Genomic DNA, 13,209 nt, shown 5'->3' with positions numbered 1-13,209 from the left:
ATTGCAAGGAAGCAAACGGCTTCAAGGAGTATGTCATGTTAGATCGGATGTGTTATGTCTGGGTGGTTCCAGACAGGCAACCCCAATATCGTGCTGAACGGCTGTATTTTTTACCTATTTTTCATTTCACCCGATTCAAGGCTGAATGGCGCAGCAAAAAGACCAAAAACTTGGGAGAAAAATTATGAATACTCAGGCTTTTTTTGATTCCAAGGGACATATTTTTGCATTGTGCCTGTTTGCCGCCATTGGCCCACTGGTGATGATGACCACGCCTGTACTGGCCTATCAACTTGCAACTGAATGGCAGTTTGCGCCATCACAGGTCGGCACGTTCTTCTTCTATGAACAAATCTTTATGGGGATTGCCGCTTTACCTGCGATTTACTGGGCAAAACGCTATTCACCGCAAAAAGTCATGAAAGTGTTTATTTTGCTATTTATTCTGGGAAATTTCCTGTCCCTGTTTGCCAATAGCCTGACCACGCTGGTGCTGGCCCGTTCATCCGCTGCCTTTGCGGCTGGCAGCATCATGATTGTCACTATGGCTTCATGCAGCATGACCTCCAAACCTGCCCGAACCTTTGCTCTGTGGCTACTTGGACAAACCATTTTTGGTGCCCTCGCCATTCTGGTGTTGCCACACCTGTTCGCCCAGTTTGGTTTAAAGGCGTTCTTTGTGCTGTTGATTGTACTGATGCTGATCGCAACACCTTTTTACAAACAGTTCAGCAATGAAGTTCCGCAGGCACCACAACAGACCGAACAGCATGCCAACCACCCATCCAGCCTTTCCATCATCTGGAGCATTATTGGGGTTGCATCGGTGCTGTCTTTCTTTATGTCGATCAGCAGTATCTGGACATTCCTGACCAGTATTGGCCTGAACTCCAACATTCCAGAAGCCTCCATTAATGGTTATTTATCCTTTGCCACCTTATTTGGAATTTTGGGCTGTTTTGTCGCCACCTTTATTGGGCATCGGGTCAGCCGTATTGTGGTGGTGATTATTGGATTTATCCTGTTCTTTATTTCCCTGTTCCTCATGCTCGGTACGATTGCAGCATCGACCTTTATGACCTCAATTGTGGTGTTCAAGTTTGCATGGATGTTTACTTTCCCATTTATCCTTGCCAGCCTCGCCATGATGGACCATACAGGCAGCATTATGAAATATGTCAGTCTGATGATTGCGATTGGCATGGGCGTTGGCCCTGGCATCTCAGGCCAGATTATTGAACAAACCGCCAGCTTTAACACCCTAATCATGTATGCCATGGCGATGTTTGTCATCTCCTTGGTTCTGGTGACCCTGTTGAATGGCAAGTTCCGTAAACACCAAAACGGTGCGCAGGCAAACTCTCTGGCACATTGAGCCGATCAGTCCACAACATAAAGCCAGTCAAATGACTGGCTTTAGTGCTTTTAAATTAAACCTTTTCAATAAAGTTTCTAAAAATAATTCTTTCTCTTTTTATTGTTATCTCATTCCAAGACCAAACAAAAAATACGACCTATTTACACTGCGCCAATGTTTGTGACGGCGTTTCACCAAATAACTTTTTATAGTCTGTGGCAAATTGCGATAAATGCCAGAATCCCCATTCACTCGCCACCTCACTGACCGACACCGATTCAGCATTCTGGATAAAGGTACGCCTTACCCCATTCAAACGTAAATGTTTTAAAAACTGTGCAGGACTCTGCCCCGTGATCAGTTCAAAACAGTTCTGCAAGGTACGGCGGGAGGTATAGGTCAGTTGGCACAACTCATCCATTGTGGGTGGGTTATCATGGCAGGACTGCATGGCATCGAGTGCACGCTGCACCACAATCTTGGCCTTACGTGCAGAGGTCCGAATCTCGTTGCGTTGCTGTTGCAAGGCCTGAATATACTGAAAGCCCAGATCCAGAATCTCGGATTTTGCCTGTTGCATACTGACCAGGTTTGTTGTGTGAAGTCTGGAGAGCTGATTTAATAAAACCGAAAGTTTGCAATAAATTTCCTGTGCCAAGGGTTGATGGGTCAACATGCTTGCGCCCTGTGGAATCTCTCCAGCCTCGGCCAGTAGAGACATGGGCAGACTCAGCGACAGAAAAGACGACTGCGGTGGTGTCCGCATCATGATTTCACCACCCTGACAAAGTGAAATAATTTCTGAACCCTGCAATGCCTGCCCCATCCACAGGGCTGGGTCGGACAGGTTGGAAAACACGCCTAGACACAGTGAGTCGGCTTTGCCTTCGCCACTCTGGAAAATCGAGGGACTGATTTTTTCTTCATAGATTTGAATGTCATCCAGCCAGAGTTCATTTAAGTGACTTTCAAAATGACCTGAGGAAAGCTGGTTATAGGAGAGCGACCAGTCCTTTAAAATCTGGGTATGCTGCAACGACTCCCGAATTTGAAAGGCATGCAGCAAACCTGAATTTACATCTGGTTCAACGACTAACATCCGTGCCTCGCTTTTACCTAAAAATGTAAAAATATCTTATAGTTAGGTTTAAATAAAAAACCCAGTCCTGTTTTTATTGTAAAACGAATCACCTAATTGGCAAGTCTTTAAATGTAATTATTTCAAATGTATATCCAAGCATATTTCGCCTAAAAAATATTGAATATTTATGGTCAACTGATATGAGAAAAAACTCAAATTTAGCTCTGGTAACGGTAGATATCCAGTCCCTCACTACGAATCTGTGTCGGCTTTTGGGAAATGATGTCACTCAACAAACGCGCAGAGCCACATGCCATGGTCCAGCCTAGGGTGCCATGACCTGAGTTGATAAACAGGTTGCTATAAGGCGTTTTACCGACAATTGGTGTGCCATCGGGAGTGGCAGGTCTTAGACCCGTCCAAAAATTGCTTTGCTCAAGCGAACTGGCCAAGGGGAAAAGTTGCTGTAACACCATTTTCAGGGTGTTTTCACGTTCGGTATGCAGGGATAGATCAAAACCACTGATTTCCGCCATGCCACCCACCCGAATACGGTCATCGAATCGGGTCAATGCGATTTTATAGCTTTCATCCAGAATGGTAGACACGGGAGACATATCCGCATTTTTAATGGCGGTAGTGATGGAATAACCTTTGAGTGGATAAATTGGTGCAAATAAACCCAGTTGTTTCAACATATCACGGCTATAACTCCCCAATGCCATCACATAGGCATCCGCGGTGAGCTGTGATCCATCTTCCAGTATCACCTTAGTTATTTTCTGCTGGTCTGCCTGAATCGACTGGATACGGCTATTCAAGCGAAACTGTACCCCTAGCTCTCTGGCATACTGCGCAATTTTCTGGGTAAATTTTTGACAATCACCTGTCTGGTCATTCGGCAGGCGCAATCCGCCCACAAAATCAACCTGCGCATGGGCCAAGGCAGGCTCAACCTCAATTACGCCCTGTTTGTCCAGCAGTTGATAAGGAACACCCTCTTCTTTCAGCACCACGGTATCTTTCACCGCATTGTCCAACTGTTCCTGTTTCCTGAATAGTTGCAAAGTCCCTAATTGGCGCTCATCAAAATGGATGCCTGTTTCCTGTCGTAGTTCATCCAGACAATCACGGCTATATTCAGACAAACGAACCATGCGTTCCTTATTGATTTTATATCGGTTTTTCGTACATTCACCCAGCATTTGCAGCATCCAGCGATACTGAAAAATATCACCTGTCAGTTTGACCCGCAACGGTGCATGCTGTTGAAACAGCCATTTAAAGGCTTTCAGGGGAATGCCAGGCGCAGCCCAAGGTGAGGCATAGCCTGGGGAAATCTGGCCTGCATTGGCAAAACTGGTTTCAAGGGCAACATCAGGCTGACGGTCAACCACAATCACTTCATGTCCTGCCTTAGCAAGGTAATAGGCAGTGGTTGTGCCAATCACCCCTGCGCCCAAAACAAGAATATGCATATTACACCTTTAAAAAATTATATTTTTCAGTTATATAAATCAAAAAAAATAGAATTGGATGCTGATAAAGCCAACACCCAATCCTTATTTAAGCTAGTGAATCTCTGGTTTTATCGGTCAACCTGTTCAAACGCGGTCTGTAGCGCATTGACCAAGAGATCACAACCCGCCTGATCAAGCACCAAAGGTGGGGCAAGTACGATTTTCGGCCCGACTGGACGCACTACAGCACCCGCATCACGGCAAGCCTCGGTAATACGCCAAGCTAAATTGTTGTCAGGTGCGATAGATTCACGGGTGTTTTTGTCTGATACCAGATCAATCGCCAGCATCAAACCTTTACCACGTACATTGCCCACAGATGGGAATTTTTCCTCAAAGGTTTTTAACTGGGTCAACAGGCTATCGCCCATTTTGGCAGCATTGGCAGGCAGGTCTTCTTTTTCCACAATATCCAGAACTGCCAGCCCTGCCGCACAACCCAATGGATGTCCACCATAGGTATAGCCCTGCATCAAAATGCCACGATGGTCCTTGTTCTGTAAAAAGGCCTGTTCAATTCGGTGATTGATCAAGGTTGCCGACAGTGGCACATAGCCTGCGGTTAAAGCCTTGGCAAATACCATAATGTCAGGTTTTACCCCCCAGCCGCGTGAGCCGAACATATTGCCGCTACGGCCAAAACCCGTCACTACTTCATCGGCGATCAGTAAAATTCCATATTTGTCACAAATCTGGCGAACCAAAGGCCAGAAGTTGGCTGGAGGTACAATCACCCCACCTGCACCCTGCACAGGTTCAGCAATGAATGCGGCCACACTATCTGGACCATAATAGAGAATGTCACGTTCCAGTTGCTCGGCAACCAAGCGTCCCAGTTGTTCTGGATCATCACAGTTCCACGGGTTACGATACAGCCACGGTGACTCAATTTGTGAACAGCCCTCAAGCACAGGGCCATAGTTCATGCGGTAAATGGACAAGCCACCCACAGATGTGCCGCCGAAATGCACCCCATGATAGGCATTTTTCAGGGAGATAAAACGAGTACGCTGTGGCTGTCCCTGTAAAATCCAGTATTGGCGGGCAACTTTTAGGGCGGTTTCCACTCCATCTGAACCACCTGTTCCGTATAAAACCCGCGCCATATCTTCCTGAGCGGTCATTTCAATCAGTTTATTGGACAAGGCCTCGGCTTTTGGATGGCTCACCCCATCAAACAGTTGGTAGTAGGCCAACTCATCCATTTGCTGGCTAATCGCCTGTTTAACTTCTGGCCGATTATGACCGACATTGACACACCATAATCCAGCAAAGCCATCCAGCATTTTGCGGCCTTTATCATCCCAGACAAACAGTCCATCACCCTTGACGATTCGCAATGGTGCCTTGTTTAGCCAGTTGTTTGGATGGGTCATTGGATGCCAGAACTGGTAATCATTTTTTTGAACCACTGAACTATTCATACGTTAAACTCCTTGTCGATTCTGACATTAAGAATGAGTGACAATGTCTGTGACATTTGCATATTTTTGAGGATTGATGTGTTTCAGCACCCGCGCTGTGATCATGCCAATGAGCATGCAGGCAAGCAGTAACCACGGTAAAAACAGCACCACGGGCGAAGAAGAACCGCTCAGCATTTCCAGATTTCCAATCACCACATACAGCATCAGCAACATACCCAGTGCGGAAATGATCGGGGCAATCAAACGGCTCCAGATCGACACAGGCAGGTCTTTATGTTGTTGAAAATACTTGATGACAGCGAATGAAACACCGATCTGCAACACCAGAATGGCCATACTGCCCAGCACCGATGCCCATGCAAAAATATTGATCATTGGATCAAGCTGAAGTAATCCAAAGACAACCTGTGCGGCAATCATAAAGATGCCCTGCGCAATGCTGGCGATATACGGTGTTTTATAAGTGGCGTGGGTTTTTGCCAGTTTTGACCATAGCAAACCATCACGGCTAATGGTAAATAGATAACGGGATAATGAATTGTGAAAGGCCTGGGTTGCTGCAAACAGGCTGGTAATGAGTAAGACTGAGATCAGGTCAACTGACCAGCCACCCAGCAATTGTTCCGCAACGTTGTAGACATAAACGCCTGGGTCTTTGGCTGCCTCTGCAACGATATTATTGGCACCCGTATACTGTACAAACACCCATGCGGTCAGTGCGTAGAACACAGTAATAAGGATAACGGCGGTAAAGGTTGCCTTGGCGACGATTTTTTTAGGTTCCCGACATTCCTCCGCATAAATTGCGGTTGCCTCAAAACCAATGAAAGAACAGATTGCAAACACCATGGCGATGCCAAAATTACCATTGAGAACCGTGCTCGGCTGAAAAGAACTAAACTCCCAGGAGACTGGTCGAGTCATAAACACCAGATCCATCAGCAGGACAATGGCAATTTCAAGCAGCATCAGTATGCCAAGCACCTTGCCACCAATCTCTACCTTGGCAATGCCCAGTGCAATCACCAGCAACTGCATCAAGGCGGCATATCCCCACCACGGCAAACTGATCCCAAGGTGTCGGGTGACAAACTGCTCCGTAAAGAAACCAAACATGGCGCTGCATGACAGCTGCATTGCGGCGTAGGCCAGCAGTGCGACATTAAAGCCCGCCAGTCCACAGGTCACGCCCAGTCCCTGTACGATATAGGAATAGAATGCGCCTGCATTGACCACATAGCGGCTCATTGCCACCAGACCAAAACTAAAGATAAGCAGCAATGCGCCTGCAACAATGAATGTCCCTGCCACCCCTGCACCATTGCCCGCCATAAAGGCCACAGGCAAGGCGCCCACAACGCCAGTTAAGGGCGAGGCGGCGGCAACCACAAAAAATACCACGTACCACAGCCCTAGACTTCCTTTCTGGAGTTTATTTTCTTCTGCCATACTGATCTCCTTCCTTGATCATTTTTGAGTCTATAAAGGAAGAACGGACAGGCGTTATCAAAATATGGCAATTTTTATGATGGGCAGAAAACTCTTATAGCTTCGACACGAACTTTTCTCATGTGGAATAAAAGCTGAATGCATATTTTGGCGCAAAATATCAAGTGACATGGCGGCTCTCGTCAAGCTAACTACTCCGTTTTTCCTGAAGATAGGGTTAGACGCCGCCTATCTAGAGAAAACCCTCATGAACAATAAATTAAGCCACCTGGCACAACCCACCGATGTTCAGTTTTATTTAGTTGGAATGAGATGTAATGCCTATTTATATCGTCCAGACCATCAGGCCCCTAGTCCAATCATCATTATGGCGCATGGGCTGGGTGGCACCAGAAAAATGCGTCTGACTGCATTTGCCGAACGCTTTGCTGCCGAGGGCTATGCCTGTCTGGTTTTTGATTATCGCCACTTTGGTGACAGTGAGGGACAGCCAAGACAGTTGCTGGACATTGAACGCCAGCTTGAGGACTGGAAAGCGGCGATTAACTATGCACGTAGTCTGCCGAATATAGACAATTCAAAAATTATTCTTTGGGGAACATCCTTTTCTGGTGGGCATGTGTTGTCAACTGCCGCACAGGATTCAGGCATTCGTGCGGTGATTTCCCAGTGCCCATTCACGGATGGCCTGGCTTCAAGCCTGGCTATGAACCCCGTTACCTCTGCCAAGCTCACCGCCTTGGCTGTACGTGACCGCATCGGGGCAGCATTCGGGAACGCACCGATTATGGTTCCTTTATCCGCCGCTCCAGGTGAAACCGCCCTGATGAATGCAGCTGATGTTGTTTCAGGATTATCGGAAATCACCAAAAATGACCCTGACTACAAGAACTATGTTGCGGCACGTTTTGCACTCGACATTATCCGCTACTATCCAGGCCGTCAAACCACAAAAATCAAGGCCCCTGTACTGTTCTGTGTATGTGAAACCGATACGGTTGCCCCTACAAAAATGACCTTACGCCATGCAAAAAGAACACCACACAAGGAGATCAAGCTTTACTCATACGGTCATTTCGAAATCTATGTAGGCGATGCCTTTGAGCATGTGGTCAAAGACCAGATTGATTTTCTAAAACGTACCGTGGCAGTGTGATGGAGTAAAAAACATGCGTAAATATCAATTAAAAGACAAGGTTGTGGTGATTACAGGTTCAACAGGCGGTCTTGGACAGGCAACAGCACGGGCTTTAAGGGGGAAAGGCGCAAAACTGGCGCTGCTTGATTTGGACCTGAACAGTGTGGAGCGACAGGCAAATGAACTGGGTGGCAGTCAGGTAGCGGCTGGCTGGGTGGCGGATGTCTGTTCTCTGGACAGTCTGGAAAAAGCAATGACCAATGTGGTCCAGCATTTTGGCAAGATTGATGTGGTGATTGCCAATGCTGGTGTTGGAACGCCAGCATCACTTGAACACATGCCACCAGAAACCTTTGAGCGTACCATTGATATTAACCTGAACGGTGTGTTCCGCACATTCCGTTCAGCACTGCCCCACGTCAAAAAAACTCAGGGCTACCTGCTGGCTATTTCCTCTCTGGCCGCTTTTGTCCACTCCCCTTTAAATACGCACTATACCTCAAGCAAGGCAGGTGTTTGGGCCTTATGTGACAGCCTGCGTCTGGAACTCAGGCACCTGAATATTGGGGTTGGCAGTTTTCATCCCACCTTTTTCCAGACCCCGATGATGGATGCCGTACAATCTAACCCAGCGGGCAAGGCGGTATGGAATGGCAATACAGGTATATGGAAATATGTGCCTATTGAAACTGTGGTTGCGGAGCTGGTTGAGGGTATAGAAAGGCGCAAGGATATTGTGATTGTGCCCAAAAGTAATAGGCTGGTTGCCAGTACGCCAGGACTCGTCCGCAGCCTGATTGAGTTTATAGGCTTCGATCAGAAACGGCTTAAGAAAACCATGCAACTGGCTGAAAAAGCTGATTAGAATGAGAGCGATGGAGGGACTTCAATCCTGAATTTATCACGTTCCTGTTGTAGTGTTTTACCCGACTATTCCCTGTAGGCTCGGGTAAAGGCACTATGTTCTGAAAAGTATCAACTGGATTATTTAAAATCGTCAAAGCACACCTAAGTATTTATCTCAGAGTATCCTCTCAACGCCGTTGCATTGGGCTTTCATAAGTTGTCTGCCCCACAGGTGACACACGCCAGATCATGCCACCCACATCATCCGCCACCAAAACTGCACCTGAAAAATCAATTACCACCCCCACAGGCCGTCCCAAAGCCTGTCCCTTATCACTAAGGAAACCAGTCAGCACATCCTGTGGTTTACCATAAGGCTGACCATTTCTAAACGGTACAAAAACCACCTTATAGCCACTATGCGGTTTACGGTTCCATGAACCATGTTGGCCGATCAACGCACCCCCACGATACTGCGGCATAAGTTCAGCCGCATAGAAAGCCAGGCCCAACGAGGCGGTATGGTTACCCAGTGCATAGTCTGGCTTAAGCGCACGTGCAACCATCGCGGGGTTTTGTGGTTTTACCCTTGTATCCACATGCTGTCCGTAATAACTATACGGCCAGCCATAAAAGGCACCTTCCCTGACGGAAGTCATATAGTCAGGCACCAGGTCGCTCCCCAGCTCATCACGTTCATTGACCACGGTCCAGAGTTTACCGCTCTGGGGTTGCCAAGCCATGCCATTTGGATTGCGTAAACCTGTGGCGAATGGCCGTGCCTGCGCACTGATAATGTCAAACTCCAGAATCAGCGCCCGTCCCACTTCCTTGTCCAGTCCATTTTCAGCCGCATTACTGTTCGACCCCACCGTAATATACAGTTTGCTTCCCTCTGGATTGGCAACCACATTCTTGGTCCAATGGTGATTCAGCTTGCCAGCAGGTAAATCCAAGACTTTGGCGCCTTTTGATGTAATTTGAGTGGCACCCTCTTGATAAGGGAAACGCAGCAAGGCATCAGTATTGGCCACATAAAGCATATTGCCAACCAAAGCCATCCCAAATGGTGAATTTAGATTCTGTAGAAATATAGTGTTCTGGTCGGCCACGCCATCACCATTTGTATCACGCAGCAAGCGGATACGGTTGGCACTCGGAAATGAGGAACCTGCTCGCCGCATCACCATTTTCATGATTTTTCCGCGAATGCCCTTGCTATCATCAGGTTTTGGAGGGGCATCCGTTTCAGCGACCAGCACGTCACCATTCGGCAATACATATAGCCAGCGTGGATGCTCAAGCCCCTGTGCAAAAGCCTGAACCTTTAAACCCTCCGCTGGAATTGGCATTTTCCCTTTGGGCCAGCCCTTGGCAGGTGCAATATTAACCGTAGGCAATAAAGCTGACTGCGGTTCAGGCAGCACAGGTTGTGGACCATAGCTCTCTGCAAGTGGATATTTGGAGGATGCGGTACAGCCTGAAAGAAGCACAAACATACTAAGGCCTGTAATAGACAAGATAAATTGGGTAGCCATCTTCATATCTCCATTTTTATTTTTGTTGCCACAGAAAGCATAAGGCGAAGCATCGTTGAGATATAGCCGATTTGCTTAACAGATTGTCTCTCTTGTAAATCAAACGTACCAATGTGTAGGGTGATGATGGTGCCAGCCTTATAACCCCATCTTTATAAAGTTATAAGGCTGGCTGATTATTATGGGGTGAGAATGACTTACGGCACTCTTCCGCCCTGTTGTCAAAAATTAAGTAAGAGCACGGATTGTTTATTCCTCATCCATATTAATTTTAACAAACATACCCACTGCAAAAATATAAGAATATAAAATAATTATTTATTGTAATAAAGATCATAAAAAATATTATTTCAACAAAAACCAGAAATAATTATTCAGCTAAAACATAAGATTAATATTTACAACAAAATATCAATATCATTAAGTTTTCTTATTTTAACCAGAAGAGATAAATTAAATAAATCCTAATTCTTTTATAAAATTTTATTTACCTTAATACGTTTATAAATAAAAACCACTCATCCATTATAAGAATAGCCAATATACATTTAGGATATATTCCATATCAATTTTCATTTTAGGTTTAGAGAAGAAAGTCCTGCACCCTAAAAAGGATTTTGGTAAATTTCCCTTTTCCCACTCTTTTCTTGATGATATTCCCATCAATTGAAGTCAATTCATTCCATTAACTTCAATTTTAAAATTTTACTGGTCTCTACTCTTGATCCAGGTTTGGGTACGTCCAAGAAGAGATATACCCACATAGCCATTTAATGTCATCTTTTTTCCATTTGGACTCATTCGAATAGTTCCCTTATAGGTTTTACCCGTCTCAGGATCAACAACCAGACCATTTACATATTCATTGGGATTTTTTGGATGTTTGGTAAAATGAGAAAGAATACGTAAACCAATAAGGGGCTGATCTTTTAATTCACCAGCGCATTGGGTACATTTTTCTACTTTCTGGGGAGTTCCATTTGGTAAGTCATAAATCTTTTCTATCTTTCCATCATAGCTGCCATCATTATTTTGATAAATGAGAATATTGGCCTCATGAACACCTGTTCTATCATTAATCGCTTTCCATTTACCTACAATATCATCTGCCCAGGCATGGCTCATAAATAAACAGGGAATTAGAAAAAATATAGTTATAAAAATCTGAGTTCTCAAAAATTTACCCCTTTTTCGAAATATTTTAATCTGCTGTTTGACTATGCAACAGATCAAGCCAATCTGAATAATTGAAAGTTAAGTTAATTACTGTATAAATCCACATAGAAATAAAATAAATCAATTCAGTGGATAACATCTTAAAAAAGCAAAAATGGAATGGTGTAAATATAACCATCCCAATAGATTTAGAAACGATAACCAAACTTCAATGCATAGGCAGTTGCATGATTATTTTTAAAATCGGCCTGTTCTGCAATTGGCTGAATCCCCTCAATCGGCAAGTAATACGTTCCATCTTCCGAAGTCACATCACCTAACCAAAAGTACTTAACACCAGCAGCGATGAAATAATTGGATGCTGGATTAAACTGGACTCCCATCCCAAATGACCATGATCCTTTGGTGGGGCCTAATGTTGAAGCGGGATTTCCAGTTCCTGAATCCCAGCCGATGTCTGTGGATGCACTCCATTTTTCAGTAAATTGATGTCCCACACCAATCAAGGCACTGTATTGGTCTTTATGATAACCATCTAGATTAAATCCATTTGTATATGCCCCGCCCGTTGCCTCAGTCATCAGGATTGAGGAGATCGCATCAAACTGCACAGGTCGGCTTGCAAATTTTTTCCAGTTCACCCACCTTAAATTGGTATAGATCAGTGTGTTGTCAGCCACACCTGTCTGAAAGTCAATATTGATTGACTGTGGTGTATCCAGCTTGGTTTTGGCAGGACTAACCAGTTGTAATGGCTCTCCAAAAACATCTTCCTCCACTTGCAGTTCATACTTAATTTTTGATCGGTAGGTAATAGCAGCCTTGAGTGCCATTTCAGGAATTTGATAACCCATTCCAGCCAACCAACCTATTTCTGCATCTTTTTTAAAATTAGCGTTATAGCCATTAAAAGCCTCAGTATAGGCTTTTCCTCTTAACGACACTTTTCCCTTTACATCCTGATAGACAGGTCCGCCATAAATCTGGACATTCTTAACTGGCGAGTATCCCAACAGCAGGCTCAGATTTTGTGTTTCAACTTTCGCCTCGGTTCCCTCATGACTCAGGTGATTATCAAAATAACTATTGTTTGCTTGTTGGGGATAAGAGATTTTCGCACCAAAGGGTTGATCGTAAAGAATCCCAACACTGAGATCATCCCTAAGCTGAAACTTTAAGGCAAAATTATAAAGACTAAATGAATTTGCCATATCCCCCGTATTGAGGTTCTGCGAATCATCCACCAATTCAGGACGATTCTTCACCTGACCTGAAATCTTGATATCGGCTATGGCCATACCTGCCTCTGCATAATTTCCATTTTCTAGAAATGGTAAAATACTCTGCCCAGACTGATCCATTGCCGCAGCATAGACCTCAGCAACAGGCAATACACATAAGCTTCCTAAAAAAATATTTGTTAGTTTCATTTCCATCATCCTTTGGAAAATGTTTATAAAGTTTTGGCATCTAAAAAAACTGATGAACTGGTGATCTACAAGTCAATGAAGCAAATACCTCTCCAGTTCTGATTTCTTGTTTTGCCCTATTCTTTTAACCACCCAGCATTTCATTAGAATTTTCCAATTTAAATAAACACGTTCATTTAAATTAATATAAATATTATTGAACGCGTTCTATAAAATCAATAAAAACCTGTAAAAAATTTTGAAAAAC

Annotated in this window: 11 protein-coding genes; 4 read left to right on the top strand and 7 right to left on the bottom strand. The window is 44.8% G+C overall.

Going from position 1 to position 13,209, the window contains the following annotated elements; translation table 11 throughout:
• Nucleotides 1-35: 35 nt before the first annotated feature.
• Nucleotides 36-188 carry a hypothetical protein gene (locus QTA56_RS07280; RefSeq protein ID WP_267980275.1) on the top strand — a complete coding sequence of 51 codons (153 nt, stop codon included), beginning with the start codon at nt 36-38 and terminating at the stop codon, nt 186-188.
• Nucleotides 185-1,375 carry an MFS transporter gene (locus tag QTA56_RS07275; RefSeq protein WP_267980274.1) on the top strand — a complete coding sequence of 397 codons (1,191 nt, stop codon included), beginning with the start codon at nt 185-187 and terminating at the stop codon, nt 1,373-1,375. Before QTA56_RS07280 ends, QTA56_RS07275 begins: the two co-directional genes overlap by 4 nt.
• 139 nt (nt 1,376-1,514) lie before the next feature.
• Here QTA56_RS07275 and QTA56_RS07270 read toward each other — a convergent pair whose 3' ends face one another.
• The 4 genes from QTA56_RS07270 to QTA56_RS07255 all read right to left on the bottom strand — a co-directional run bounded on the left by QTA56_RS07270 (nt 1,515) and on the right by QTA56_RS07255 (nt 6,834).
• Nucleotides 1,515-2,456, bottom strand: a complete 942-nt coding sequence (locus QTA56_RS07270) for a helix-turn-helix domain-containing protein (protein ID WP_267980273.1) — start codon at nt 2,454-2,456, stop codon at nt 1,515-1,517.
• A gap of 200 nt (nt 2,457-2,656) precedes the next feature.
• Nucleotides 2,657-3,916, bottom strand: coding sequence for a D-amino acid dehydrogenase (locus QTA56_RS07265; protein WP_267980272.1), 1,260 nt, complete (start codon nt 3,914-3,916; stop codon nt 2,657-2,659).
• 110 nt (nt 3,917-4,026) lie between these two features.
• Nucleotides 4,027-5,382 (bottom strand): aminotransferase class III-fold pyridoxal phosphate-dependent enzyme, encoded by a 1,356-nt coding sequence (locus QTA56_RS07260; protein WP_267980271.1) that lies wholly within the window; start codon nt 5,380-5,382, stop codon nt 4,027-4,029.
• Nucleotides 5,383-5,409: 27 nt separating this feature from the next.
• Nucleotides 5,410-6,834, bottom strand: a complete 1,425-nt coding sequence (locus tag QTA56_RS07255) for an APC family permease (protein WP_267980270.1) — start codon at nt 6,832-6,834, stop codon at nt 5,410-5,412.
• Nucleotides 6,835-7,081: 247 nt separating this feature from the next.
• Between QTA56_RS07255 and QTA56_RS07250 the strand changes: the two genes are divergently transcribed.
• Nucleotides 7,082-7,990: an alpha/beta hydrolase gene (locus QTA56_RS07250; protein WP_267980269.1), complete on the top strand. Its 909-nt coding sequence runs from the start codon at nt 7,082-7,084 to the stop codon at nt 7,988-7,990.
• Nucleotides 7,991-8,003: 13 nt separating this feature from the next.
• The gene (locus QTA56_RS07245) at nt 8,004-8,837 is read left to right on the top strand and encodes an SDR family NAD(P)-dependent oxidoreductase (RefSeq protein WP_267980268.1); all 834 of its coding nucleotides are present in this window, start codon (nt 8,004-8,006) and stop codon (nt 8,835-8,837) included.
• Nucleotides 8,838-9,006: 169 nt separating this feature from the next.
• On the opposite strand, the gene QTA56_RS07240 is transcribed toward QTA56_RS07245, so the two are convergent.
• The 3 genes from QTA56_RS07240 to QTA56_RS07230 form a co-directional block, all read right to left on the bottom strand.
• Nucleotides 9,007-10,356 carry a PQQ-dependent sugar dehydrogenase gene (locus QTA56_RS07240; protein WP_267980267.1) on the bottom strand — a complete coding sequence of 450 codons (1,350 nt, stop codon included), beginning with the start codon at nt 10,354-10,356 and terminating at the stop codon, nt 9,007-9,009.
• Nucleotides 10,357-11,061: 705 nt separating this feature from the next.
• Nucleotides 11,062-11,532: a DUF2147 domain-containing protein gene (locus QTA56_RS07235; protein WP_267980266.1), complete on the bottom strand. Its 471-nt coding sequence runs from the start codon at nt 11,530-11,532 to the stop codon at nt 11,062-11,064.
• Nucleotides 11,533-11,720: 188 nt separating this feature from the next.
• Nucleotides 11,721-12,962 (bottom strand): OmpP1/FadL family transporter, encoded by a 1,242-nt coding sequence (locus QTA56_RS07230; RefSeq protein ID WP_267980265.1) that lies wholly within the window; start codon nt 12,960-12,962, stop codon nt 11,721-11,723.
• Nucleotides 12,963-13,209 lie beyond the last annotated feature (247 nt).

The sequence above is a fragment of the Acinetobacter thutiue genome, from assembly GCF_030385805.1.
GTDB lineage: Bacteria > Pseudomonadota > Gammaproteobacteria > Pseudomonadales > Moraxellaceae > Acinetobacter > Acinetobacter corruptisaponis.
Note: the sequence above shows the minus strand (reverse complement) of the source record. Positions and strands in the feature narration are given on the sequence as shown.